Genomic DNA, 24685 nt, shown 5'->3' on the forward strand with positions numbered 1-24685 from the left:
GGCTGGCGGTAACAGCCTCCGGCGATTGCCTGCGCTGGCGTCAGCGCGGCCCTCCTGACGCTAAAGATGATCGATCCGGATGATCGCGCATTCGATGCGGCGCTTTTCTTCCAGGCTGACCTGAGACGCCACGTCTGAACACGCTGATGACACCGCGCGTCGCGATCGTGTGTGCTGGATGACTGCTTTGGGTCGAGAGCGGTCTTGAGCTTCTTGTCGGAAAGGCGACATCGCCACGCTGGTCCCACCGTGCCGCTCGGCTGCGGCGACGATAATGTTGGGAGCAGCCAACGGCACCGTCAGGATGCCCGTTGGGTCCGGCTTAACCACCTCCTACGAAACCACGACTTGCCCGCCATTGATCGCACAAGTCGATCTCCGGCCCGCCTAACTCCTCGGCTTCAGGGCGGCGTCGAGCAGCCGGTCGATCCATTCCAAATCGCGATCCGGCAGGGTCGACAGACGGGAAACCAGGTTGGTCAGCACCCGTCGCTGACCAGCGCCTGAAGGCAGGTCCGGCGTAAACAGCTCGGCTGGATCTATTTCGAGGGCATGAGCCAGTTTGGTGATGTTCGGAAATCGGGCCGCCGACACGCCTCGTTCGATGCGGTTGATCATGTCGAGGCTGACGCCGCTGTGGTCGGCGAGTTGTTGTTGCGTCCAGCTCTTCCGACGCCGGTTAGCCGCCACCAGCCGCCCGAACCTCTGCCGCAACTCGTCCATGAGCACCCCCGTCATGGAGACACGGATAGAGAGCCGAGCGGGGAGGGTTAGGGAAGCCAATGCCGTCTAAGGGAGATTGCAGAACCTATTGCAATCAACCGCCCGTGAAATACGCTTCTCGCCGAAACAAGAAGTTGGAGGCGGGGATGTCTGAGACGAATGAAGCGGGGGCGCAGCCAAACAAATGGCGGGGGGCGGCTCGCAAGGGAGCTTCACTTGTTGGGTGGCTATGGGGCGGCTTCTCGATCCTGACGGGCCTGATGTTTTTGGCCGTCGGGCCGGGACTGGCGCAGCGGATGACCGGGTTGTCTGCTCTATGCGCCGGGCTGTTGCTGATCCCACCCGTCGTGAAACTGATCCGGCAGCGGGTCGGCTTTATGAGGACGCCGGGTCTGCCGACCATCGCCGCCGTGATCGTCGGGGTGGCTATTCTCGTCGTCACGCCTTGGCTCAAACCAGACATCGCTCCCGCCGCACAAACGTCCGAAGCGGGCGCAGACGCGCAGACCGAAATACGACCGTCACGAGCGGAACGTCAGCGGGTGAAACAGGAGCGTGAACAGGCCGAACGTCAGGCTCGTCTGCAGACCGAGGTCACCGCGATGTGGGCCGATCTAACGCGCCTCACCCAGCCGTGCGACCAAGCGGCAGCCTCGGTAAGTGAAAACCTCGATATGTCTCGCTCAAATCTGGTTCAGGCCTATTCAGCTGCTGAGGCTGCCAAACGCATCTGCTCCAGCGCCGGCTTAGATGTCATGCTCATCGCCGCCCCCCCGAGTTTGGAGGCCGACGAGCGGCGTGCGTTCAAACAATCACTGGTCAAATGCGGGCTCGCTTACACCGGCAAGTCCGTGATGTTCGACCGGATGCTGGAGGTCATTAACGGCGACCGCCGCCCGTCGCAGTTGGCCAGAGTTCAGGAGGCCTCGCGTATCTCGCAAGCGGAGACGGTCCGATGCGTCATGGAGATTTCCGCCCTTGCCGATGGACACGGCGTTATTCTCAGCGAAGCAACAACCGGTTCTTGGCAGGGAGTGGAGCGTTGAGGATCTGGCACGGGCAAACCCGTCTTCCGACCGGTGGCTTCACCCTCTTAGCGGTACTGGCGTCTTGCCTCTGCATTTGGGGGTGCTCTTCCCCGGAGCCGTCAGTCGGCCGCCCGGGACCGACCAAGGCGACGTTGAGCCTAGTGGCTACCCCGTTGTCGGACTCCATTGTGGAGTTCGTCGTAAAAACGGATGCCCCGACGCCAATCAGGGTAGCCGCCGGGGTCGATTTGGCCGGCCAAGATGACACGGACACCTATATCGGACACTCCGAGTTCGTGACGCTGACCGGCCCATCCACGACGTTCACCATTGATACCGGAAAAGCTGACCAGCCGATCCCCTCCGGCTCGTACGAGGCCGAAGTGACCTTTTATCAGCGGTGGGGTGCCAAGGATAATCCTGCAGCCGCTGACGTTGAAGACATGGCTGCGGCGACGGTGATTGAGCTTCGGGGCTCTGGCCAAACTCGGGAAACCGCCGAAGAAGCGAATGTCGCTCGGCGATGGGTGGTGGAGAATGTCGTCAGCCGGACCCCTTGGGACGAAGACGATTTTGTTCGGCGTCTTGGCCCCTACGAGAAACTAGAGGCCTTTCGACGACCGGTCATCGAGGCCTACTTCTTCCCCCGCGTGGACATGACCATCCTCGTTTATTCGCAGCGCGACGAGGTCATGATCTGGAGGATGGGGCGGGCGACAAACTGAAGCCACTGCTCCACAACGGTGTGACACATACCCGCTCCACAAATGCTGTCAGTCCTATACGACACAAGGACTTACGGAGGTTCTCAGTGGTACACATCGCATCGTTCCGGGCGCGCCATTTCTTCCATATAGATCAACATGTTACACGGTCCCCCGAGGGGTGCATGCGTGACGTCAAATCTCACGGAAGCACCACGGAAGCAGGTGGTGGACCCGTCTTGTTCTCACCGAAGCCCTATAAATAAATCGAATCTCGCTGACCCGGGTCGGCATTTGCTCCCAGGTCCAAAATCCGTCCCTTATACGCGGGGAGGCGAAACCGTCCGATCAACGGGCGACAAGCTCAACAGAATGCCCGCGACCGATTTTGTCGTGCCCGCCTTATAGAGGCACATTTCGGCGGTTGCCTTCAACTGACCGGCATTCGATACAGAACTGACGGTTGCGTTGGGTCGTGGGGAAGATTGTATGGCTGAGACCTCTGCACAACGAACATGCGGTAAAGGCGCCGGACGAGTTCAACCTCTTCTGGCGGACCCGGAGTTAGGATCACTCGATCGGTCTGAAGACTTTTCTGTTCCCCTCGGTTCAGTTCGGCCTTCGTCTCGCCGCGGTCATCAACCAGCCGACGCCGTAGCCCGAAGCCTGCGGCGCCGCCCTGGCGAAAACCGAGAGTAATCAGCCGACATTGCCCGGTGAAAACCTTGGCAGAAAGCTCGCGGCTGTACTCGCCAGCCATCGCACGCTTCATGCTCTTGATGATCGTTGCGCTCAGGCTGCCATCATTTTCGAACTGCTCGGCGCAATACTGAATGGTGATGCCGGCTTCGCGGCAGATGAACTCGTGGTAGGCGCTCTCGTCAGTGTCCTGAAACCGGCCCCACCGGCTGACGTCGTAGACCAGAATAACGGTAAAGTTTGCGGCGCCGCTGCGGACATCAGCGAGCAACTGCTGAAGCGCCACGCGGCCTTCAAGCCGAAGCCCACTTTTTCCGGCGTCGGCGTATGTTTTTACGATCTCCATCCCGCGTGCTTCCGCGTAGCAGGCGATGATCTCAGCTTGGTTTTCAGTCGAGTATTTCTGGTGCTCCGTCGACATACGGACGTACTGCACCGCCCGGATCATTTTCCGACCAGAGTCACCATCTTCGTTGGTCACTAACGTCATCATACGAGCGCCAAAATCACCGCCGGCTAACAGCCGGAACTGCCTTGAGAACGACGACCGTACGAGGAGGTTGGTGGAATGTCGTTTCAGAAAAAGGACCGAACTTTTCAGTCCAAAAAGGGAAAATCTTTTCACGAGCCACCGGACTATGATCCTTGGCCCTTCGCCGAGGTCATCGCCGGTGCCAAGCAGAGCGAATGGGGATCGACCCCGTCCGCTCGCAAAGAGGTTTGCCGGATCACCGGGGCGAATGAGCGTGCCGTCCGGAACTGGTTCGAAGGGAAGAACGGGCCGAGCGGCGAAAACCTTGTCGCTCTGCTTCGCCATTCAGACGCCGTTCTAGCGGTAGTTTTAGAGCATGCCGGCCGAGAGCACTTGGTCCAAGCGATGAGCGTGATAGGCTTGCGTGACCGCTTGAAAGAGATCGTCGACAACATCGACGCTATAACGCCTCATTCAGTCCAAGCTTCATTGGCGACGGGAGGGCTTAGTCCAGTCTTTTGTGGCGAAAGCGGCTGCGCTCAGTGGCAGGCAGCGTTGGCAAGTCGTTGTTTTTGTTCGACGCACAGTCCAACCTTCTATGCCGCCCGACAATTCTTTCAATGACATTGCAGAGCTTGTGACCTGCCTCGATGTCTCGCCGCAGCGGTTGGAACTGTAACAGCCGCTCGACGCCCGTCGTCGACCTTGAATTCGCGTCGGTTCCCTGCGGCTCTTGCATCTCGGGCTCCTTGGCCTGACCGCTCCTTCATGGCCGAGGTTGCCGCGGGTGGTGGCCGACGCCGGTGGGGTGGGGCGGCTCAATGTCTACGTGGCAAGCCCCGAGCGCTTACCTTCTCTGTCAGGCAAGGCTAGGCTGCCGGAATGCAGGAACCATCAAACCCGACCCGGCTGAGGATCCGTGCCCCGGACGACTGGCACGTTCATCTTCGCGACGGCCCGATGTTGGGGTCGATTGTCGACCACACGGCGCGCCAGTTCCGGCGCGCGATCGTCATGCCCAATCTGACGCCGCCGATCACCGTGGTCGCCGCCGCCGAGGCCTATCGGGTGCGAATCCGTGAGGCTTTGGATCCCGGTCTCACGTTCGAACCCTTGATGATCTGCTATCTCACCGACGACTCTGATCCCGATGAGATCGCGCGCGGATATGAGGCCGGAGTGTTCACCGCCTGCAAACTCTATCCCGCCCATGCGACCACCAATGCCGATCACGGCGTCACCGACATCCGCAAAATCTATTCTGTGCTGGAGCGACTGCAGCGGCTCGGCATGCCTTTGCTGCTCCACGGAGAGGTGACGGACCCGGACGTCGACGTCTTCGATCGTGAAGCGGTCTTCATAGAGCGCGTTTACTCGAAGATCGCCGTCGATTTCCCGGCGCTCAGAACGGTGTTCGAGCACATCACCACCTCTGATGCGGTCGCGTTTGTCGAGAGCGGAGGCCCGAACCTGGCGGCGACCATCACGCCCCATCATCTGCGGATCAATCGCAACGCCATGTTCGCGGGCGGCATTCGCCCGCACCTCTATTGTCTGCCGGTGGCCAAGCGCGAGCGGCACAGGCTCGCCCTGCGGCGCGCGGCCATGTCAGGGTCGCCGAAATTCTTTCTCGGGACGGATTCTGCGCCGCACCTGATCGGACGAAAAGAGTCCGCTTGCGGCTGCGCCGGCATCTTCAACGCGCCTTTCGCGATCGAGAGCTATGCCGCGACGTTCGACGAAGACGGCGCGCTGGACAAACTCGAGGCCTTCGCCTCCGAACATGGCCCGCGCTTCTACGGCCTGCCGCTGAACACCGACAGCATCGTCCTGGAACGGGTCGATGTCGTCGTTCCCCAGCGGATCAACATGCTGCCCGAGGGCGAAGTCGTGCCGTTCCAGGCGGGCGAGACCCTGCCCTGGAGGCTTTGCGATGTCGCGCCGATTGCGTGACCGGCCTCACGGTCTCGAAGCAGCTCGTCGCGTCATCACCGGGCCTCATCGCAAGGCGACTGGCGCAACAAGAGGCTGCTCCGCGACACGATCAGATTGGCGAGTATCTGGAGGTCATTGGTCAGATCGATCGGATCCTCGATCAATGAGGACTTCAGGGCCGACTTGAGCCATGGGCTCATGTCGGGGTGTTCCAGAACCCAGTGAATGCGCGCGTCGATCGTCTCCAGATCTGCGCAAGGCGTATCGATTCTCTGGCCCATGGAAGGCTCCGTTCCGTTTTCCGGGTCTGGGAATTGCAATCGCCGCAAGAGCGAAGAACGGCATGGGCCCTCAGTGCAGCGCAGGGACCGGCGCGGCCTCGGGCATCATCGAGGAATGCAGATGGTCGATCTTCCAGGCGTCGTCCTCGAACCGGTAGATGAACGAGTAGCGGGCGTGGACGTCACGCGTCTGACCCGTCGCCGCGTCGGTCAGGGTGACCGTCCAGGTCCCGACCCGCGAGGCGGTGTGGCAGTCGACCTCGATGGCGCTGGTATCGAGCCGCGCCACGGGCTGATTTCTCAGGAAGCTGACGAAATAGTCCCGAACGCCGGCAGGCGTGGTGCGGGGCGTGTTGGAGACGGTCGGCAACAGAACCGGTTCACCGGTGAACAGGGCGGTCACGACATCAGGATCACGCGTGGCCCAGGCTTTGGAGAAGCGCCCGAACTGCGCTTCGATGTCGGCCGTCGTCGCGGCCGGACAGGTCTGCGTCGTCTGGGACGTGGGCATCGCCCGGGCTGACATCGGCGCACCCGTCGAGATCAGGGCGGCGGCAGTGATGAGGGAAAGGATGTTCATACTGGCTCCGTGAGAAGTCCGGCGATTTCCGGAGGATGGTCTTGGGGATGAAGGGGGTTGGCGATTCGAGGGCGTATTCACCTCCAGAGCCAGACAGCCGCAGCGGTATAGAGGGCGATGCCGACCGTCAGGTTGAAGGGGAAGGTGATGGCCAGAGACGCCGTCACGAAGACGCCTGCGTCCGCCTTGGGCGCCGCAAGCCGCATGGCGGCGGGTACGGCGATATAGGATGCTGAGCCAGCCAGGATCGTGAGCAGGGCCGCGTTGCCGACGCCGAGCCCGACGAGCCGCGCCAGTCCAAGCGCAAGGCCTGCCGAGAGGAGGGGAAACCCTAGAGCAAAGGCGACGACTGCAGGGCTTAGTTTGCGCCCGCCCTCCATCAGCCTGCGCGCAGCAATCAGGCCGATGTCCAGCAGGAAGAAGCACAGCGCGCCCTGGAAAAGGGGGCCGACGAACAGTTCCAGCTTGGCCATCCCCGCCGCGCCCGCGACCAGGCCCACCAGAAAGCTGCCCAGCAGCATGATGGTGGCGGCGCCGAAGAAGACCTCCCTCAGGACCGCTCTGCGTTTCCCGGGCTCACCGCGGCCGGCGCCGTTCAGCAGAAGCAAGGCCGTGAGGATGGCCGGGGTCTCCATCAGGGCGAGGACGGCCGCCATATAGCCGCCCGATGCGAGACCGACGGCGGCAAGATGCTGCTGGCCGGCGGCGAAGGTCACCACCGAAACGGACCCGTAGGTGGCCGCGAGGGCGCAGGCCGTCGAACGATCGAGCCTCGGCATCCGTTTGAGAATGACGAAGGCGACGAGCGGCATCAGGGCGCTGAGCGCTATGCCGATGGCGCCGGCGGACAGGAAATCGCCATTCAGCCCCGCCGCGCGCGCCTCCACCCCGCCCTTGAAGCCGATGCAGAGCATCAGATAGAGCGACAGCGCCTTGGCGATCGGTTCCGGTATGGACAGGTCCGATCGCGCGAAGGCGGCGGCCGCGCCGAGGAAGAAGAACAGGATCGCGGGCGAGGTGAGGAGGGCGAGGCTGGCGGAAAGGTCGGGCATTCAGTGGCGTCCGTATGAGGCTGGCGTCCTCTGCCCTCGACGATTCATCCGATCCAGTTTATTAGAGTAATATTCTCTATAACGGATTCGAATGACGTGAAGTCGCGCCTGGTCAATCTCGAGCTCGACCTCCTTCGAACGTTCGTGACGGTCGTGGAAACGGGGAGCTTCACTCGGGCGGCCGCCCTGTTGGGACGAACCCAGCCCGCCGTCAGTCTGCAGATCCGCAGACTGGAGGATCAACTGAGGTCACCGCTTCTGGATCGGGCGGGCAAGGGCGTGGCCGTCACGACGGAAGGCGCCGGCCTGCTGCCGCAGGCGCGCCGGCTCTTGCGGTTGAACGACGAAATCGTTTCCACGCTCGGCGAGGGCGATCTGGAGGGCGAGGTACGGTTCGGCGCGCCAGAGGACGTCGCGACGATGCATCTGCCAGGCATCCTGGGTGGCTTTGCGCGCAACCATCCCCGCATCAAGCTGTCCGTGACGTGCGACTACACAGCCAATCTGCTCGACCAGATGTCACGCGGGCTGCTCGATCTCGCCCTGATCAAGCGTGAGCCGGTTGGGCCCGAGCTCGGCGTTCGGGTCTGGAGCGAGCCCCTGGTCTGGGTGGCGCTCGACCCGTCGATCCTGGAGGCGTCCCCTCTGCCCCTGATCGTCGCTCCGGCTCCTGACATCTATCGCAAGCGGGCGCTGGGCGCGCTGGAAGGGGCCGGCCTCGCCTTTCGCGCCTCCTTCACCTCGCCCAGCCTCGCGGGCCAGATGGCGGCGCTTCGGGCCGGCCTTGGCGTCGGTGTCCTGCCGGCCGCCATGGCCCCGCGTGACCTGACCGTTCTCGGCGACCCCCTGCCGCCGCTCAGCGACAGCGAGATCGCCCTGGTGTCCACGCGCGGCATGGGCGGACCCGCCGGGTTGTTGGCCCAGGAGGTTCTTCGCGCCCTGGAGCGCGGCCCGATGTCGTCATGACGCCAGTCCGTCAGGGCCGACACCATCACGCCGCTGATCGGGAAGCTCAGTGGGTCGGGCGTTCCGGCTCGTCCCGGGCGTCGCGGGTCCTGATCCAGGAATAGAGCATGGAGCCGCCGATCAGGCCCAGGGTCGCGATCAGGGACCACTGGGGCTCGAGGTAGGGCACCAGAGCCTCGCTGGTCATGTCCTTCCAGGCCTTGTACAGGCCGAAGTTCCAGATGATCTTGACCCCGATCAGAACGAGCACCAACGACAGTCCGTACTTCAGATACTTGAAGCGGGCGACGGCCTCCGCGAGCATGAAATACATCGATCGCAGGCCCAGGATCGCGAAGATGTTGGAGGTGTAGACGATGAAGGGGTCCTTTGTGACCGCGAAGATCGCCGGCACGGAATCCACCGCGAAGATGACGTCCACCACCTCGACCATAACCAGGGTCAGGAACAGCGGGGTCGCGAACAGCACGAGCCGGCCCGAGCCCTTGGGATCGGGCCGCTTCACAAAGAAGTTGTGGTTCTCGATCGTGTCGGTGACGTGCATCCGCTTCTTGAGGAACTTCAGAACCGGATTCTCGTGCAGATCCATCTCGTGATCGCCGCCGAAGATCATCTTCCAGCCGGTGAAGATCAGGAAGGCGGCGAAGATGAACAGAACCCAGGTGAACTCGTTGACGATCGCCGCGCCTAGTGAGATGAAGATCGCGCGGAACACGATCGCACCCATGATGCCCCAGAACAGTACGCGGTGCTGGTACTGGCGCGGGACCGCGAAGAAGGTGAAGATCATCCCGATGACGAAGATGTTGTCGAACGCGAGGGCAGTCTCGAGCAGATAGCCAGTGAAATACTGCAGAACGGCTTGCTGATTGAGATTGTCAGGGCTCATGTAGTAGCGTGCATCGGGCTCATACACGAAATAGACATAGGCCCCGAACGCGATGGCGATGGAGGCGAAGGACGCCCACATCGCGGCCGACTTCCTGGCCGATACGACGCCATCCTTGTTGTTCACGACCCCGAGGTCGATCCACAGCAGGAAGCCGATGAAGGCCAGGAAGCCGATCCAAAGCCAGATCGGCTGACCCACATAGGTCGCAGCCAGAAACGGAAGGGATTCAAACATCCCGCACCCCTGAATAATGAAAATGGCGCTGCGTTACGCCGTCCATGCGGGGATCCGACATCGCAGCCGACGCCTCGGCTGCCAGAGGGGCCCGGACCCGTGGAGGGGCGGTAATGAAGGCAGAGTCGCACCGCGTCAACAGATGGCGCAGCATTTGACGAGAGCGGGTAAGGTTTTGGTATCTCTGATCCAGTGATTGCGGCCGTCATGGCGAGCGATTCTCTGTTGGCCCCGCGACGCAGTCTGTTAAGGTCGACCTGGCGAACCTTTCAGGCCTCTCATAATACTTGGTCATCAGTGGCATAAGCACTTCTTATTGGCGCGTTTGGCGTCAGAAGTGCAGCGTGTGTGTGCGGCCCGGGCCCCTCTGACGATCGATGTCGATCGTGATGTCGGATCGCATCGGGTGCGCTCGATGACGGGGTCCGGCTGTTAATCCCCCATCGAACCGACGGCTTCGGCGTCGAGCGCTCCCCTTCAGAGAAGGAGAGGCTCCATGTCTATCGTGTTGGCGCACCGGCTACGGGGATTTCATTCCCTGCTGGAGATGGCGCTGAGGGACGAACGGGCGCGACCGCGACCCGACGATCGTACCGTCACGAGCATCAAGAAGAAGAAGCTGGTCATCAAGGACCGGCTCGCCGTCTTCGACGGCCGCCAGATGCCGTCCGCGTCGCACTAGCGACCAGAAGGGTCGGCGGCTTTCCCCGGTCGCCGACCCCGATCGCTTCCCAACATCATTTTGCGTCGCCGTCCGCCGGCGACAGACGCGAGGTCCCGATGCCACGATCAAACAGATTACTGAGACGACGCGCCCCGATCGACCGGGACGACGTCTGGACCCCCGGCGACGTCATCCAGATGGACGCCGTCGTCGCAGGCTGCGCCATGGTGGCCCAGGCCGACGGTTGGGTCACGCTCAACGAACGGACGCGTATGATCGATCGAATGCGCAACTCCCCCGCCATCGCCTTCTTCGGCGTCGACGACGCGCGAGGCAGACCCTGCGGGCAACCCGGCAGCGCATCATCGAGGAGGGGCTTTTCCACGATGGGGACGGCAGCGGCCGCGGCCTTGAGTCCGAGGGCGGCGGTGGGCGCCGTCGTGATCAAGATCGCGGGCCCCTCGACGCCCTGAAATTCTCAGAGTCCGGCGGCGAGTGCGATCCGCATCAGTTCGGCCATGTTGCGAGCGCCGGTCTTGGTCATCAGATTGGCCCGGTAGATCTCGACGGTTCTGGGGCTGATGGCCAGATCGAAGGCGATCTGCTTGTTGAGCCTGCCCTCGACCACGCCCTCCAGGACATCGCGCTCGCGAGGGGAGAGGTCAGACAGCCGGGCCTGCGCCTCCAGCCGGGCCGCTTCGGGCGCAGACCCTGCGCGGTGGACCGAGAGAGCCTGTCGGATCGCCCCGATCAGATGCCCGTCGTCAAATGGCTTTTCCAGAAAGTCGATGACCCCGGCCTTCATGGCCTCCACGGCAAGGGCGACATCGCCGTGCCCGGTCATGACGATCACCGGCAGGGTCTCGCCGCGCGACCTCAGTTCGCGGATGAGGTCGAGCCCGGTCAGCCCGGGCATGCGAATGTCGGTCAGGACGCAGCCATCCGCGACAGGCAGGGCCTCCAGAAAGTCGGTCGCGGAGGCGTAGAAGGCTGCATCGAAGCCGTTCACGTCCAGCAGGAAGGCGAGGGCCTCGCGCAAGCCGGCATCGTCGTCGATCACATGGATGCGGTCAGTCATGCGCGGGATCCCCGGCGCGGGGCAGGGTGAAGGATAAGGTCGCGCCGCCATCGAGATTGTCGTCGGCCCAAATCCGCCCTCCGTGGGCCTCGACGATGGTGCGGCAGATCGAGAGACCCACCCCCATCCCCGTCGCCTTGGTGGTGACGAAGGGGGCGAAAAGACGTTCGCGAACCGATGGCTCCAGGCCCGGGCCCGTATCCTTGACGCTGATCCGTATCATTTGGTCGTCGTCGGCGCGAATACTGACCTCCAGCTGGCGACGCGGCGACCCCGCCATCGCATCGAGAGCGTTACGGATCAGATTGAGCGCCACCTGCTGGATCTGGATCTTGTCGACGATCACGGTTCCCAGATCGCGCGGCAGGCGCAGATCGACCCGGACGTCCTGGTCCTTGATCCCCACCAGCGCGAGGGCACTGGCTTCCTCCATCATCCTGGCGGGATCCTCGAGCGTGTGTTCGGTCTCGCCCTTGTCCACGAACTCCCTGAGGTGTTTGATCACGTCACCGGCCCGAAGGGCCTGGCCTGCGGCGCTGTCCAGAGCCTTGCGCAGTTTGGCGAGATCGGGGTCCGGCCCATCGAGCAGAGTCACGGATCCGCGCATGTAGCTGGCGATCGCCGACAGGGGCTGATTGAGTTCGTGGGCCAGGGCCGAGGCCATCTCGCCCATCGCGGTCAGGCGCGAGACGTGAACCAGTTCCGACTGCAGCTCCTGAAGGCGTCGCTCCTGATCGCGGCGCTCCGTCAGATCGCGAACGAAGCCGGTGAAGAACCGGCTCGTACCGACCCTGGCCTCGCCGATGGCCAGCTCCATGGGAAAGGTCGATCCGTCTCTGCGTTCGCCGACCACGATCCGTCCGATGCCGATGATCCGGCGTTCGCCGGTTCGCTCATATCGGTGGAGATAATGGTCGTGCTCGGTTCGATAGGGCTCGGGCATGAGAATGCGAACATTCTGTCCGATGGCCTCCTCCGGCGACCATCCGAACAGCCGTACGGCGGCGGCGCTGAACGACTGGATGACGCCCTGGTCGCCGATTACGATCATCGCCTCGGGCACGGTTTCCAGGATGGATTGCAGATGGGCCTGGCGCCTCGCCGCCTCGCGGCTTCGCCACAGCAGCCGCTCGCCGGCGACGGCGATGAAGGGCCCCAGGAGGGCGAAGCCGAAGGCGTCTATCAGATTGGCGGGATCGGACCACAGGGCGCTCTGGAGCGTTACGGCGTTGATCGCCAGACCCAGGGCCGTGGCCAGCAGCGCCGGGCCGCGACCGCCCAGGGCGGCAGCGACAAGCACCATCGGGACATAGAGGATGAACAGGCTGCGCTGGTCGAAGACCGGGCTCAGCGCTAGGCGAAGTCCAACGGCGATGACGGCGCCGACGATGGCGGCCACATAACCCTGACGGCGGGACAGGGACCGGTGGATAGCGGACGTCAGCTGCATCGGCGCACTCCAAGCCGATCGCGAGTGCGACGACGCGTCGCCGAACCTAGCACGTGCGATCCGCGGAAGGCGCGTCACAGTCAGGCGCCGGCCATCTCCGAAAGGGCGCCGAGCCGGCGGATGCGGTAGGTCCGGGCGCCGCTGAATTCGACGAGCCCGTCGGATTGAAGCCGTCCCAGCATGCGCGAAATCGTCTCCATGGTGAGGCCCAGATAATCAGCCATGTCTTGACGCCCCATGGGCAGGGCGACGGTCTCGCCCCTGAAGCGCGCAGCGATATCGATCAGGAAGCGCGCCACCTTCTCGCAGGCGGTCGTCTGGCCCAGGAGCAACATGTGGGATTGGGCCCGGTGGAGTTCCGCGGCCGTCGCCTGCCAGATCAGGCGGTCAAGCTGGCCGGCATCGTAGGCCGTCGATCCGGCGCGGCGCAGGGCGAGCACCTCGCAGTCGCCGAGCGCTTCGGCCGAAAACCGGTGGACCGCGTCCATCTCAATGCCGATGACGTCTCCCGGATAGTAGAAGTCGCCGACCTGACGGCGTCCGTCCGCTGACAGACGGCTGGTCCGGACCACGCCCTCGACCAGTTGATAGATGAGCTCGGCGTCTTCGTCCTGGACGTAGATTTCGGCGCCCCGGCGAAACGTCAGGCGCGCCGCGCCCTGCCAGGCGTCGGCGTGATGCGGGCTCGATACGGGGCCTTGCGGTAAGGCGAGGGTCATGGCGGGCCGTCCTTGTCTTGATGACAGGGACAGCCTTAAGCCGAGGCGACCGGGCGCGTTATTCGGGAGTCGCCCCTAAGGGTCGCTACGGAGGCGGTCCGTTTGCCGATCCGACGCTGTCGAGATAGGCGATCAGATCGGCGATATCGTCCGCCTCCATCTCGACCTGCGGCATCGCCGGGTGCGCCGTGACCAGGCCTTCGGCCAGGGCTTCCTGCAGGTCGGCGACCGGATAGCGTTGGGCGAGTCCGCGGAAAGGGGGCGCCGCCGTCATCGGACTGGGCCCGGATCGGCCCACGGCGTGACAGCTGGAACAGCCCATCTCGGCCAGCACCTCTCCGCGCGCGGACGAGCCGGTGACTCCCCACGGGCCGCCCGGCGCCAGAACGGCGACGGTCTGCGGCTCGGTCGGTCCGCGCGATCCCGAGCAGCCGACGGTGGCGATCAAGAGGGCAAACAGGATCATGCGCATGACGGACTCCTCGCCGGCACTATGGTCCCGATTGCAGCGGCGCGATTTGATGCGGATCAAGGCGGCGACGCTATCTGCGCTTCGAAAAGGAATACGGCCTGGAACCTCAGGGCCTTGGCCCGACGGTGTGCGGAGGATCGGGCGGGCGCGATCAGGATCCCGCCATCCCCTTCATGAAGCCGATCAGACGCAGCGCGTCCGCGTCGCCAAGCGGCGCCGAGACCGCACCGAGAGGATCGATGAGCCGGGTCACATACTCGGCGTTTCCTGAGTAGGCCATCGACCAGCCGTCGAAGCGGCGTCCGGCGATGGCTCGATCGAACACCACGGCCAGTTCGCCGTGTCGGGGATCTCGCCGGATACTCGTCATGAGCTCTTCGATCGCAGAGTCCGGTCCTTCCAACAACTGCGCGAACCTCGACTTCGTGACGATCAAAGCCCCCGTGATGTTCAAAGTCCGGTTGCGTGCCGTCGAAACCGCGACGAAGCGGTCGATTTCCGTCGTCCGATCCTCGATAGGGATCAGGATTCGGCTCACATAGAGGAGGGATCTCAACTGCGACACGGACGTCGCCTCCCCGGGCGCCGACCTTGCCGACGGGCTTCGCCGGCCTCGCTCCGGCTCGAACCGGTTTCAACGCGCGCGCGCACGACTTCACGGCCGACGCTCGCCGGACCGCCGGGGGCCTTGTCACCGGGCATGGCGAAGACCGGACGGAGGGGGCGATGGTCACCGGCGGTCATCAGGATCACCGGGCCGTGTAGCCGCCATCGATGACCAGTTCGGACCCCGTGATAAACCGGGCTTCGTCCGAGGCGAGATAGACGGCGCCCCAGGCGATGTCGTCGGGCTCGCCCATATGACCGAGAGGATGCAGATCGGCGACCGCTTGCCGCGCCGCCGCTAAGTCGCCCAAGGCCTCGAGATGGTGCTGGACCATCGGCGTCCAGATGAAGCCTGGATGGATCGAGTTCACCCGGATGCGATCACCCGCGTAGAGCATGGCGTCGGTCTTGGACATCAGACGCACAGCGCCTTTGGAGGCGTGATAGGGCGGAGAGTCAGCGGCGCCGACCAGGCCGTAGATCGACGACAGGTTGATGATGGACCCGGCACCGGCCCGGCGAAGATGGGGGATCGCGTGTTTGACCCCGAAGAACACGCCCTTGACGTTGACGGCCTGCACCCGATCCCATTCGGCCTCTGTGATCTCATGGGTCGGCTTGTTCACTCCGGCCACCCCGGCATTGTTGACGAGGGTGTTGAAGCCCCCGAAGCGGGCGGCGACCCTTGCGAGGGCCTCGGCGACGTCGGTCTCCATCGTAACGTCGCACCGCTCGAACGCAGCCGTCAGACCTTGGGTCGAGAGCTCGTCGACCAGCGATCGGCCCTCGGGCTCAAGCGTGTCCAGAACGGCGACCGCCGCACCCTCCTGCGCCATTCGGGTGGCGATCGCCCGCCCCAGTCCCAAGGCTCCGCCGGTCACGATCGCTGTCTTGTCGGTCAAACGTCCCATCTCTGGCCTCTCCGCTGCATAGCCGTGGGGAGGATGGGCGCATCTGGCCGCCCCGCCTTGATCTGGCGCAAATCCGGCCGTCAGGCCGGTCCGACGTTCGGGCATCCAGGACGCGGTTCGACCGCATGCGAAGGCGGGGTGCCTGACCGTTTCACAGCGCCGGCTTCGGACCGAGCGGGCGACCGGCAACCAGGCGGCTGTCGTGCAGGGCCCGCCAGGCGTCCTCGGCAGTCTCCGCGAACGTGAAGAGACCGAGGCCCGCAGGCGAGATGAAGCCCTGGGTTTCGAGGACCTCAAAAGTGATCAGAGAGGTCCAGAAGGCCCGGTCGCACAGGTTCACCGGGATGGGCGGTGCCTTGCCGGTCTGGCGCAGGGTGAGAATCTCGAAGAGTTCGTCCAGGGTGCCGAAGCCGGCGGGAAAGACGATCAGGGCGTTGGCGCGCATCGCCAGATGCCCGGGCCGCCCGGGTGCTGATGATCGAGCCCTTGAAGCCGGCCTTGACCAGTTTCGACAGCGGGCCGGAATGATCGATGTGGGCGTGGGTCAGGAACACCCCGTCGATCTCCGCAGGATTGAAAGGGAACGGTTCGTGGTTGGGGGCCCGGAGGGTCTTGGGGCCCTGGAACATGCCGCAGTCGACGAGGAAACGGCCGTGGTCCGTCTGGAGCAGGGCGCAGAAGCCGGTCACGCAACCGGCCGCGCCGTGAAATGTCAGGGTCAGCATGAAGACACCTTTCGTCAGTTCGGCAGGGCGAGCCAAAGGGCGACTGCGGCGAGGCCCGCCGCCGAGATGAAGCGCAGCATCCGCCGCCGGCCTGCGCCCCAGGTGGCCGTGGTGCGCGCCGCCCCCAGAACGATGCCGAGGTGGATCAGGACGCTGATCGCGATGTGGGCCAGACCCAGGCTGAGCAGTTGGACCCAGGGGGGCGCGTGGTCCGGCCTGACGAAGCCCGGAAGGAGAACGCCGTAAAACAGCAGGGCCTTGGGATTGAGGAGGTTGGCGAGCAGGCCGCGCGCCACGAGACGGCCGGCGCCGCCATTTGTGGCGATCGTTCCTGTCGAGGGACGCAGGGCCTCCGCGGCGAGCACGAACAGGTAGAGGACGCCGCCCCATCTCAGGGCCGTCATCGCGACCGGCGCGTCCGTCAGGCCGCGGGTGAGGCCGAACACGGCCAGGACGAGGTAGACGCCGAGCCCGGCGGTGATGCCCAGAACGCTCAGGACGCCGGCCAGGCGGCCGCGTCCGGCCGCGATCACGGCGAGGTAACCCATGTTGGGGCCAGGTGTGAGCTCGATCAGCACCATGGCCAGCAGAAAGCCGGGCAGCACCGCCGGGTCGACCGGCCAGGTCGGGGCGCCGGTCAATGAATGCTCAGGCAGGGCAGGGGGCCGTCGGCGGTCACATCGCCCCGCCACTCCAGCCGCAGGTCCTCCACGCGCGCGACGAGATCGGCCTGGAGGGACAGCGAGGCGGTTCGGATATCCCTCTCCCGCACGATCATCACGCCCGGTCCGACGGGAACGCCGTCGCCCGGCGGCGTGTCGCCTCCCGCCGCGACCGCAGTCCGTTCGGCCGCGCCCGGATCGGCTGCCGGAGCCAGGACGACGTCCAGCCGCGGCAAATCTTCGGCGGCGTTGAGATCGGTGAGGAGGGTGCGGATCGACATCTCAGTGCGCCATCAACAGGGACGGCCCCTCGACATCGTCGAGCAGGGCGCGGGTGGCGCCCCCGAAGACGGCCTCCCGCAGGCGGCTGTGTCCGTAGCCCCCTGCGATCAGGACTCCCGCCTTCAGCCTTTTGGCCGCCTCGACCAGCGCGAGACCCTCTGGCCCGCCCCTGACTGTCTCGGTGCTGGCGCTTCCGACCGCATGGGCGCGGAGATAGTCGAGCAGAGGACCGAATGACGGATTGGCGGCCACTGGGTCCAGACCTTTGGCGCACTGGACGGCGGTGGTTGCGGACGACATGGCGATGAGCGGGAAGGCTTGCCTGACCGCCCGGCCGGCTTCGGCGCTGCCGTCCCAGGCGATCATGACCGGTCCTTCCAGGCCGGGAGGATCCCCCCGGGCGATCAGGATGGGGACGCGTCGCTGCAGCAGCGTCTGGGCGAAGGTCTCCTCGGCGATCAGGGACGTGGTCAGGCTCTCCTGACTGATCACCACCAGATCGGCCAGGGCCAGGCAATGGCTCAATGCGATCTCCGCCCGGCCCGTGGGAGTGGCCAACGCAATGCGGGGAAGGCCCTCTCCGTCTCCGAAGATCAGGTCGGCCGCATTGCAGATGCGGCGACATTCCGTCTCCAGCGTGGCTCTCGCCGCCTTCTGACTCGCGAGGATCGCCGACGTTGTCTCATCCGGAAGGGTCGTGCCGAGCAGCATGCCGTAGCTGACGAGATCGACCATCGGGTCGGGCATGACGGGAAACACGACCACCCTGGCCTTGTTGAGGACGGCGAGCGCGGCGGCGAAGCCGAGTGTCGCGGCGTCGCCGGCATGACCGAAAGTCAGGGCGACGATGGACTTGTAGCTCATAAGATCCTTCCAGGGCGGCTCGCGGCTCTTGTTCTCGCAGAGAGCGCCGACGGACGAGAGGACGCGCATCTGACCGGCCTGGCCTTGATCCAGATCAGATGCGGCGCCGTCGCCCGCCTGAGAGGGCTCTATGAGACCTGACCTTGCATCGGCCGGGCGGATCGGATCAGAACGGTCGTGAGAGCCCTGTCAACGTTGCGGCGTCGCAACGCCGCCGGAACCGAGGTCCATGACAGACGCGCCGACCCGCTCCTTCCTGCGCCGCAAGCGCGATCTGGCCGATGACCCCGGCCAGCCGGTCGGCTTCAAGGATGTGCGTCTCACCGCGCAAGAGGCGGAACACGGTCTGGTCTCCGCCATGGATCGCATCGCAGCGCCGCGTGCGCCCTGGTCGCGCGTCCCGTTCAATGTCCTGGCGATTTCCGGCGGCGCGGCGGGCGGAGCCTACGGCACCGGGCTACTGGTGGGTCTATCGCGGGCCGGGCGGCGTCCGGAGTTCGCCCTGGTCACCGGCGTCAGCACCGGGGCCCTGATCGCCCCTTTCGCCTTCCTTGGCCCTGCCTGGGACGGCCGGCTCCAGGACGCCTACACGGGCGGTCACGCTGCGGCGCTCTTCGCCCTGCGCCGTGCGGTCCCGGGCCTGGAGCCGGGCCTGTTCCGCGCTGCCGCACTCGACGGCCTGATCGCGCCCTTCATTGATGCACCCTTGCTTGAGGCCGTGGCGGCCGCGCACGCCGAGGGCCGTCGCCTGTTCGTGGCGACCACCGACCTGGATCGACAGCGCGCCTGCATCTGGGATCTCGGTGCGATCGCCAGCCAGATGCGCGAGGCCGGAGAGGCGAACGCCATCACTCTCTTTCGGCAGATCCTGGCCGCGTCCGCCAGCCTGCCGGGGGTTTTTCCGCCGCGCATGATAGCCTGTCGGTCCGGCGGTCGGATCTACGAAGAAATGCACGTCGACGGCGGTGTTGCGGCCCCCTTGTTCGTTCTTCCTGATGCGCTGCTGCGGTTGAAGGGGGCGGGCCGGCGGATGCGCGGCGGTCGCGTCTATATCATCGCCAACACCATCCTGGAGCCCGCGCCCCTGGCGACGGCGAGTAACGTCCCGACGATCCTGCTGCGCAGCTTCGATACCATGCTGCAGTTCTCCTATCGGCAGGCGATCAGCGTGACTGCGACCTTCTGCGCCGGAGCCGGCCTGCCGCTGGCGGTCGCCTCGATCCCTGACACGGCCGGCCATGGCGTCATGCTGAAGTTCGACACCCGGAGTATGACCCGTCTGTTCGACGCCGCAGCCTCGCGGGCGCGGGATGGAGAGGTCCGGGCGGCGGGATCCAAGGCGCCTGAGACTGTTGCCGGTCTGCTGGCGAAAACCTTCCGCTTCAGCGACTGAGGGCGTCGGCCTGGAACCGTCGCCTGCAGGTCGCGAGCGATCGTAGACCGCCTCGAAGAGGGCCTCGTCCTCGGCCTTGAGGTTGAAACAGTCTTGCCCTGCGCGCGGCTGAAAGCGCAAGCGGCCGCTCTCTTGATCCTCAGCCGGCCCGGTTCGTCGCGGACGATGCGCGAAGCGTCGGCTCAGATCAGGTCGATCACGCGCGGGGCCGCAACGATGTGCGGAGTCGTATCGGCGGGTTGGAGGCTGAAGGTCTGGGAGTGGCTGCGCCCCGCGATCACGCTGACCGGCGAGATGATCTCGGGGCGCAGATGGATCACGGCGACGGAATCGCCCCCGGGTCCGAAGACGTGCAGGTCCGGATACCGTTCCCGGACGGACTGATCGAGGCGCTCGACCAGGACCGGATCGGTGATCTCCACGGCCCGGGCGGCCATGGATACGCCCACGGCGTCGCCTTGCTGCGCCTCGCTGCGGATGACGACGGAGACTCGTGAGTCGGCCCTGATGTTCGCCAGTTTCTGACTGGTCCGCGCTACGACCACATACAGATTCAGCCCTTCGTTGACGTAGCCCACAGTGGTCGCCTGGGGCCAACCGTCAGGACGATTGACGGCGAGCGACAAAAGCCGTTGGGCGTCGAGCAGGGCCACGACGGCGGCGACCGCGCCGCCGTGGATGGGGGGTGGAGCGACCTCCGGCATGGTCAGACCCTCCTGACGGCCGGGGCGAGGACGGCCAGGCCGGCCCCGGGAATGGCGATCTGGGATGGGCTGCTGGGGCGCATCTGGTGGTCCACGACGCGGTCTGGCTGCACAATACGGCCAGCGAGGCGTCGACAGGACCGTGGCCCTGTTGCGGTCGCGGAACCTTGATCCAGCGCAAACCTCGGATCATCGGCCGTGCCGCTCGGCCAGAGACCTCCTCAAGCATTTCTGACGGCGCCCCGCGGCGTCCAGCGCGGCTGGACGGGCGCTCATCCTGGAGGCAGGGCGAAGGCGGGTGGCGGCCGCCCGACGTCAGACGCCGCCGTTGGACAGGGACCGCAGCCGCTCCGGCTGCCGGACCAGCAGCTCGGTCGGGGAGAGCAGGCGAATGACGCCCATGGTCCTGAGCCGGGTCAGGATCCGGCTGACGGTCTCGATCGTCAGGCCAAGATAGTCGGCGATCTCCGACCGGGTCATCGGCAGGCGGATGTGGTCCGTCAGGCTGGGGCGGGCGGGGTCGTGCGCCGGTTGATCCAGCAGGAAGGTCGCCACCCGCTCGATTGCGGTCTTGCGACCCAGGAGCAGCATCTGGTTCTGGGCCGCAGCCAGTTCGTGAGTGGCCCGTTCGAGCAGAACGGCCTCGAGCGCGGGGGTATCCCGGATGAGGGCGCGATAGTCGCTCTTGCGGAACCGGCACGCCGTGGTCGGCTCGATCGCCTCGGCGGAGAAGACGTAGGTCTCCCCGGTGGAGAGACCGAGGAAGTCGCCCGCGAACAGGAAGCCGATGATCTGGCGGCGACCGTTGGACAGCAGCTTGTAGACCCGCACGGACCCGGCGGTGATGTTGAACAGATGGCAGGCGGCGTCGCCCTCGCGGATGAGCGACGCTCCGGCCTCCAGCGTGACGGGGTCCGCCAGCGCGTCGAGGCTTCCGAGGTCGGCCTCCTTGATGCTGCCGCACACGCTCAGCATTCGGGCGCCGCAGCCGGCGCAGTCCGTGCTTCTGCGGCGATCGTCGCATTCGACGGGGAGAGCCTTGAGCTCGAGCATGGTGGAATCCTGACGCCGCGAAGCTCAGTCTTGTCTGCGATCGCGGCGCACCGGGAGTTGATGCAGATCAAGGCGGTCCGAACGGCTTTCCGACCGACGCCTCGGCCCTGGTCCTCGCCTCCTGGTCGTCGATCTGCACCGCATGTTTTGATCTCGGTCAAGGCGCCGCGCCGACCGTTGGGCGACCAAGGTCAGAGAAGGAGACCTGCCCATGCCCGCACAAGCCATCCCCGTCGTTGCGACGGTCATCGCCCTCTTCGCCCTCTTCATGGGGTTCGTCGGGGGCGCCGCCCTCTGGACCGCCCTTCCGCGTCGCGCTCCGCCGCGCGAGCGCTGACCCAAGGCTTCGAAAGGCCCGCGAATGACGTTCAAGACCCTGCTCGTGGCTGTGGACCAGGGCGTCGACAGCGACGCCCGGATTCGCCTCGCCTGCGATCTGGCGGCCGGACTGGACGCCCATCTGATCGGAGCCTGCGGCGTCGCCCTCAGCGTCCCGCCGGCGGACGACCTCTACACCGGCGGCGCCATGTTCGGGGAGGCCTTCACCTTCCTCCGCGACCTCGCCGAGGCGGAGGTTCGCGGCGCGCTCACGCGTTTCCACGAGCTCGTCGGGTCTCGACGGGGCCGGACGGAATGGCGGGGCAGGCTGGGGCTTCCAGCCGATGTCGTGGCGCATGAGGCCCGGGCTGCGGACCTTGTCATCCTCGGCCGCCGCTCGTCGCGCGCGCCGACCCACGCCATCGATCCGGCTGATGTCCTGATGGCCGTCGGGCGCCCGGTCCTCGTGGTTCCGCCGGAGCGGGAGCGGGACCCGACCGGCTGGCCGGCGGTGGTCGCCTGGAAGGACAGCCGCGAAGCCCAGCGTGCTGCGGCCTCGGCCCTTCCCCTGCTGAGCCGCGCCTCCACCGTCCATGTCCTGGAGATTGCGGGCGAGGACACCGCAGAACAGGCCGCCGCGCGCACCGACGACGTCGTCGCCTGGCTGGCGCGTCACGGGATAGCGGCAGAGGCTCATGTCTCCCCTCCCGGAAAGACCACCGCCGCCCGGAACATCCTGGGCTTCGCGGCCAGTCACAAGGCCGGGCTGATCGTCTGCGGCGGCTACGGCCATGCCCGTCTGCGCGAATGGGCGCTCGGCGGCGTGACCTCCGAACTGCTGGCCTCCGCGCCGGTCTGCCTCCTTCTCACCCACTGATCCGAGGTTTGCGATGAGCGGCTTTCACCATATCCGGCTCGAACTGGCGCGCGAGCCCGGCCATCCGCACGGCGACGCCCGCGACGGATGGGACATCGTCGCCGCTCTCGACGAGGCGGGACGGCTGGATCTCGCGGCCTGTCGCGCCGCGCCCGACCGATGCTTCGTGCGCCGGTTCGTGCGGGACGCGACCGTCGCCACGGGCCGCCTGCGGCACACGGTCGGCGATCGCTGGCTGCTGGACCTGGACGGGCGGGACGATCTGGACGCCTCCGGCTTCCGTCTCGGCGAGGAGCAGTTCGCCCTCGGTGAATACGTCTCCATCGTGGCGGCGGACGGCCAGACCCACACCTACGGCGTGGAACGGCTTGAACCGATCGAGACCCCGGCTCCGGGCGAACAGGCGATCGCCTGATGGCGCGCCGAATCCTGGTGCTGGACGGCCATCCTGATCCGGACCCCAGGCGATTTTGCCACGCCCTGGCCGACGCCTACGCCTCGGGAGCCGCCTCCGCCGGTCACGAGGTGCGCCGGGTCGACCTGTCGCGGCTCGAATTCCCTGACCTGATCCGTCGCGACGACTGGGAGGCCGCCTCGGCGCCGGCCGCGATTCTCGGCGTCCAGGAGGATATCGCCTGGGCCCAGCATCTGGTCATCATCCATCCGCTCTGGCTGGGGTTCATGCCGGCCCGGCTAAAGGCCCTGTTCGAACAGACCTTCCGCCCGGGCTTCGCCTTCGGACAGAGGGAACGAACCGTGGGTGACGGTCGCCTCAAGGGCCGGACCGCGCGGGTCATCGTCACCATGGGCATGCCGGCCGCCATTTACCGTGGCTTCTACTTCGCCCACGCGCTGACCGCCCTGAGGCGCAACATCCTGGGCTTCGTCGGCATCGGCCCGACCCGGACCACCATCGTCGGCAATGTCGAGGGCATCAGCGACGCCCGGTGCGAGCAATGGCTCGACAGGATCGCGGGGCTGGGGCGGCGGGCGATCTGACCCGACCGTCGGATCTGCAAGACCCCGGCGCAGATCATAGCGCCCGGCGACGCCGGGGCCGCAGTTTCCGAACAGTGACGGCTGGACCGAGGCGCTTGAGGTCGCTGTCCCCGCCCATGGCTGATGTCGGCTCCGTCCAGCGGACAGGGGCCTAAAGCTTGGTGCGCAACGACCACAACTCGGGGAAACAGCGACGCTCAAGCGTGGACGACAGGTAGCCGACGCCGTCGGTGCCGCCGGTGCCGCGACGCCGACCGATGATCCGCTCCACGGTCACCACATGTTTGTGGCGCCAGGTCAGGAGGGCGTCGTCCAGATCGACCAGCTTCTCGGCCAGTTGATAGAAGGGCCACCAGCGTTCGGTGTCGCGATAGACCTCCAGCCAGGCGGCCTCGACGCCTTCAGAGGGCTCATACGGCTGGCTGACGTCGCGGTTCAGCGCCTCTGCGGGGACGACGATCCCGGCGGCCGCGAGCTGGGCCAGGGCGTCGTCATAGAGGCTCGGCGCGGCCAGCGCTTCCGAAAGGGCGGCATGGGCTTCCGGCCGGTCGAGCTGGAACGACAGGAACTTCGCATCCTTCAGTCCCAGCATGGTCTCCAGCCGGCGGAACTGGTCGCTCTGGAAGCCGGAGCTGGAGCCCAGTACGCCGCGGAAGCGCAGGTAGTCGGCGGGCGTCATGGTCGCCAGGATGTCCCAGCTCTGGGTCATCACCGCCTGGATGCGGCTGACCCGCGCCAGGCTCTTGTAGGCCGGGACAAGATCCCCGGCTCGCACCAACGACTGGGCCAGGGCGACCTCGTGCAGGATCTGCTTGAGCCAGAGCTCCTTGGTCTGGTGGATGATGACGAACAGCATTTCGTCATGTTCGTCGCTGATCGGGTTCTGGGCGGCCAGCAGCCGGTCCAGGTCCAGATAGCGGGCATAGGTCATGTCGGCGGCGGGCGTCGGATCGGTCATGCCCGCTGTATCGGCCGGTTCCCCACAGGCCTCAAGTCACCCGCCCGGAACGGGGCGACTCTCTTGGCCTCGGGGCAGGACAGGCCCCGCGCCGGGCATCCGCCTGGCCGGGTCTCCGCGACGGCGCTTGCGGACCGCAAGGTCCGGGCAGGGCGCGGGCGGAAGGTTTCTTCAACGCCTGGCAATGTGATGGGAAGGAATGGTGGACGCGACAGGGATTGAACCTGTGACCCCCTCGATGTCAACGTAGTGCGCTCTCGCTGAGCTACTCGTCCACTGTGACGGCTTCGAACGAGGTCGGACAGGGAAGAGCCGCCCTCTAGCCCAGTGTGTCTGGGATACGCGAAGCTTGAAGCGGCGTCGAAGCGATCGGCGAGCGGCGGT

At 65.6% G+C, this 24685-nt stretch carries 30 protein-coding genes and 1 pseudogene; 10 read left to right on the forward strand and 21 right to left on the reverse strand.

Annotated features, from left to right (window positions below; all coding sequences use genetic code 11):
* Positions 1-387: 387 nt before the first annotated feature.
* Complete coding sequence (locus ACP7AZ_RS09455) at positions 388-723, reverse strand: helix-turn-helix domain-containing protein (RefSeq protein ID WP_426038332.1); 336 nt, start codon at positions 721-723, stop codon at positions 388-390.
* Positions 724-869: 146 nt separating this feature from the next.
* Here ACP7AZ_RS09455 and ACP7AZ_RS09460 point away from each other — a divergent pair, with 146 nt between their 5' ends.
* Positions 870-1769 carry a hypothetical protein gene (locus ACP7AZ_RS09460; protein WP_426038334.1) on the forward strand — a complete coding sequence of 300 codons (900 nt, stop codon included), beginning with the start codon at positions 870-872 and terminating at the stop codon, positions 1767-1769.
* Between the two features lie 170 nt (positions 1770-1939).
* Entirely contained in the window at positions 1940-2476 is a 537-nt protein-coding gene (locus ACP7AZ_RS09465; RefSeq protein WP_426038336.1) for a hypothetical protein, read from the forward strand.
* Positions 2477-2885: 409 nt separating this feature from the next.
* Here the strand turns inward: ACP7AZ_RS09465 and ACP7AZ_RS09470 are convergent, their stop codons facing one another.
* Positions 2886-3971, reverse strand: a complete 1086-nt coding sequence (locus ACP7AZ_RS09470; RefSeq protein ID WP_426038338.1) for a recombinase family protein — start codon at positions 3969-3971, stop codon at positions 2886-2888.
* A gap of 537 nt (positions 3972-4508) precedes the next feature.
* Here ACP7AZ_RS09470 and pyrC point away from each other — a divergent pair.
* On the forward strand, positions 4509-5579 hold the full coding sequence (gene pyrC, locus ACP7AZ_RS09475; protein WP_426038340.1) for a dihydroorotase: 1071 nt from the start codon (positions 4509-4511) through the stop codon (positions 5577-5579).
* Positions 5580-5614: 35 nt separating this feature from the next.
* Here the strand turns inward: pyrC and ACP7AZ_RS09480 are convergent, their stop codons facing one another.
* The 3 genes from ACP7AZ_RS09480 to ACP7AZ_RS09490 form a co-directional block, all read right to left on the reverse strand.
* On the reverse strand, positions 5615-5842 hold the full coding sequence (locus ACP7AZ_RS09480) for a hypothetical protein (RefSeq protein WP_426038342.1): 228 nt from the start codon (positions 5840-5842) through the stop codon (positions 5615-5617).
* A 70-nt stretch (positions 5843-5912) separates the two neighbouring features.
* Positions 5913-6422 (reverse strand): SgcJ/EcaC family oxidoreductase, encoded by a 510-nt coding sequence (locus ACP7AZ_RS09485; protein ID WP_426038344.1) that lies wholly within the window; start codon positions 6420-6422, stop codon positions 5913-5915.
* Between the two features lie 77 nt (positions 6423-6499).
* Positions 6500-7474: a sodium-dependent bicarbonate transport family permease gene (locus tag ACP7AZ_RS09490; RefSeq protein ID WP_426038346.1), complete on the reverse strand. Its 975-nt coding sequence runs from the start codon at positions 7472-7474 to the stop codon at positions 6500-6502.
* A gap of 96 nt (positions 7475-7570) precedes the next feature.
* Here ACP7AZ_RS09490 and ACP7AZ_RS09495 point away from each other — a divergent pair, with 96 nt between their 5' ends.
* Positions 7571-8440, forward strand: coding sequence for a LysR substrate-binding domain-containing protein (locus ACP7AZ_RS09495; RefSeq protein WP_426038348.1), 870 nt, complete (start codon positions 7571-7573; stop codon positions 8438-8440).
* A 46-nt stretch (positions 8441-8486) separates the two neighbouring features.
* On the opposite strand, the gene ACP7AZ_RS09500 is transcribed toward ACP7AZ_RS09495, so the two are convergent.
* Positions 8487-9566 carry a TerC family protein gene (locus ACP7AZ_RS09500; RefSeq protein ID WP_426038350.1) on the reverse strand — a complete coding sequence of 360 codons (1080 nt, stop codon included), beginning with the start codon at positions 9564-9566 and terminating at the stop codon, positions 8487-8489.
* A gap of 496 nt (positions 9567-10062) precedes the next feature.
* On the opposite strand from ACP7AZ_RS09500, the gene ACP7AZ_RS09505 reads away from it, so the two are divergent.
* Positions 10063-10248: a DUF465 domain-containing protein gene (locus ACP7AZ_RS09505; protein WP_426038352.1), complete on the forward strand. Its 186-nt coding sequence runs from the start codon at positions 10063-10065 to the stop codon at positions 10246-10248.
* 55 nt (positions 10249-10303) lie between these two features.
* Here the strand turns inward: ACP7AZ_RS09505 and ACP7AZ_RS09510 are convergent, their stop codons facing one another.
* From ACP7AZ_RS09510 to ACP7AZ_RS09565, 12 genes and pseudogenes are all read right to left on the reverse strand, one after another.
* Entirely contained in the window at positions 10304-10678 is a 375-nt protein-coding gene (locus ACP7AZ_RS09510) for a hypothetical protein (RefSeq protein ID WP_426038354.1), read from the reverse strand.
* A gap of 30 nt (positions 10679-10708) precedes the next feature.
* Positions 10709-11308 carry a response regulator FixJ gene (gene fixJ / locus ACP7AZ_RS09515; RefSeq protein ID WP_426038356.1) on the reverse strand — a complete coding sequence of 200 codons (600 nt, stop codon included), beginning with the start codon at positions 11306-11308 and terminating at the stop codon, positions 10709-10711.
* Positions 11301-12758, reverse strand: a complete 1458-nt coding sequence (locus ACP7AZ_RS09520) for a PAS domain S-box protein (protein WP_426038358.1) — start codon at positions 12756-12758, stop codon at positions 11301-11303. The genes fixJ and ACP7AZ_RS09520 overlap by 8 nt, the downstream gene beginning before the upstream one ends.
* 80 nt (positions 12759-12838) lie before the next feature.
* Entirely contained in the window at positions 12839-13477 is a 639-nt protein-coding gene (locus ACP7AZ_RS09525; protein ID WP_426038360.1) for a helix-turn-helix domain-containing protein, read from the reverse strand.
* An 85-nt stretch (positions 13478-13562) separates the two neighbouring features.
* Complete coding sequence (locus ACP7AZ_RS09530; RefSeq protein WP_426038362.1) at positions 13563-13949, reverse strand: c-type cytochrome; 387 nt, start codon at positions 13947-13949, stop codon at positions 13563-13565.
* 151 nt (positions 13950-14100) lie between these two features.
* Positions 14101-14514, reverse strand: a complete 414-nt coding sequence (locus ACP7AZ_RS09535; RefSeq protein WP_426038364.1) for a BLUF domain-containing protein — start codon at positions 14512-14514, stop codon at positions 14101-14103.
* Between the two features lie 184 nt (positions 14515-14698).
* The gene (locus tag ACP7AZ_RS09540) at positions 14699-15466 is read right to left on the reverse strand and encodes an SDR family NAD(P)-dependent oxidoreductase (protein WP_426038366.1); all 768 of its coding nucleotides are present in this window, start codon (positions 15464-15466) and stop codon (positions 14699-14701) included.
* Positions 15467-15617: 151 nt separating this feature from the next.
* The gene (locus ACP7AZ_RS09545) at positions 15618-15911 is read right to left on the reverse strand and encodes an LOG family protein (RefSeq protein ID WP_426038368.1); all 294 of its coding nucleotides are present in this window, start codon (positions 15909-15911) and stop codon (positions 15618-15620) included.
* Positions 15886-16191 (reverse strand): annotated as a pseudogene (locus ACP7AZ_RS09550) (MBL fold metallo-hydrolase); the annotation flags it as partial. The gene ACP7AZ_RS09545 and the pseudogene ACP7AZ_RS09550, both read right to left, overlap by 26 nt.
* 14 nt (positions 16192-16205) lie before the next feature.
* Positions 16206-16832, reverse strand: a complete 627-nt coding sequence (locus ACP7AZ_RS09555; RefSeq protein WP_426038370.1) for a LysE family translocator — start codon at positions 16830-16832, stop codon at positions 16206-16208.
* The gene (locus tag ACP7AZ_RS09560; RefSeq protein WP_426038372.1) at positions 16829-17134 is read right to left on the reverse strand and encodes a hypothetical protein; all 306 of its coding nucleotides are present in this window, start codon (positions 17132-17134) and stop codon (positions 16829-16831) included. The genes ACP7AZ_RS09555 and ACP7AZ_RS09560 overlap by 4 nt, the downstream gene beginning before the upstream one ends.
* Position 17135: 1 nt before the next feature.
* Positions 17136-18068: a universal stress protein gene (locus tag ACP7AZ_RS09565; protein ID WP_426038374.1), complete on the reverse strand. Its 933-nt coding sequence runs from the start codon at positions 18066-18068 to the stop codon at positions 17136-17138.
* Between the two features lie 160 nt (positions 18069-18228).
* Between ACP7AZ_RS09565 and ACP7AZ_RS09570 the strand changes: the two genes are divergently transcribed.
* Positions 18229-19392 (forward strand): patatin-like phospholipase family protein, encoded by a 1164-nt coding sequence (locus tag ACP7AZ_RS09570; protein ID WP_426038376.1) that lies wholly within the window; start codon positions 18229-18231, stop codon positions 19390-19392.
* A gap of 182 nt (positions 19393-19574) precedes the next feature.
* On the opposite strand, the gene ACP7AZ_RS09575 is transcribed toward ACP7AZ_RS09570, so the two are convergent.
* On the reverse strand, positions 19575-20096 hold the full coding sequence (locus ACP7AZ_RS09575; protein WP_426038378.1) for a pyridoxamine 5'-phosphate oxidase family protein: 522 nt from the start codon (positions 20094-20096) through the stop codon (positions 19575-19577).
* A 315-nt stretch (positions 20097-20411) separates the two neighbouring features.
* Positions 20412-21149, reverse strand: a complete 738-nt coding sequence (locus ACP7AZ_RS09580) for a helix-turn-helix domain-containing protein (RefSeq protein WP_426038380.1) — start codon at positions 21147-21149, stop codon at positions 20412-20414.
* A gap of 211 nt (positions 21150-21360) precedes the next feature.
* Here ACP7AZ_RS09580 and ACP7AZ_RS09585 point away from each other — a divergent pair, with 211 nt between their 5' ends.
* The 4 genes from ACP7AZ_RS09585 to ACP7AZ_RS09600 are packed head-to-tail and all read left to right on the forward strand — an operon-like array spanning position 21361 to position 23343.
* On the forward strand, positions 21361-21486 hold the full coding sequence (locus tag ACP7AZ_RS09585) for a hypothetical protein (RefSeq protein ID WP_426038382.1): 126 nt from the start codon (positions 21361-21363) through the stop codon (positions 21484-21486).
* Between the two features lie 24 nt (positions 21487-21510).
* Positions 21511-22344 carry a universal stress protein gene (locus tag ACP7AZ_RS09590; RefSeq protein ID WP_426038384.1) on the forward strand — a complete coding sequence of 278 codons (834 nt, stop codon included), beginning with the start codon at positions 21511-21513 and terminating at the stop codon, positions 22342-22344.
* A gap of 13 nt (positions 22345-22357) precedes the next feature.
* The gene (locus tag ACP7AZ_RS09595) at positions 22358-22759 is read left to right on the forward strand and encodes a hypothetical protein (RefSeq protein ID WP_426038386.1); all 402 of its coding nucleotides are present in this window, start codon (positions 22358-22360) and stop codon (positions 22757-22759) included.
* Entirely contained in the window at positions 22759-23343 is a 585-nt protein-coding gene (locus ACP7AZ_RS09600) for an NAD(P)H-dependent oxidoreductase (protein WP_426038388.1), read from the forward strand. The genes ACP7AZ_RS09595 and ACP7AZ_RS09600 overlap by 1 nt, the downstream gene beginning before the upstream one ends.
* A 151-nt stretch (positions 23344-23494) precedes the next feature.
* On the opposite strand, the gene ACP7AZ_RS09605 is transcribed toward ACP7AZ_RS09600, so the two are convergent.
* Entirely contained in the window at positions 23495-24301 is an 807-nt protein-coding gene (locus tag ACP7AZ_RS09605) for a tryptophan 2,3-dioxygenase (RefSeq protein ID WP_426038390.1), read from the reverse strand.
* Positions 24302-24685 lie beyond the last annotated feature (384 nt).

The sequence above is a fragment of the Brevundimonas sp. DC300-4 genome (genome assembly GCF_049897365.1).
In the GTDB taxonomy this organism is placed as follows: Bacteria; Pseudomonadota; Alphaproteobacteria; order Caulobacterales; family Caulobacteraceae; genus Brevundimonas.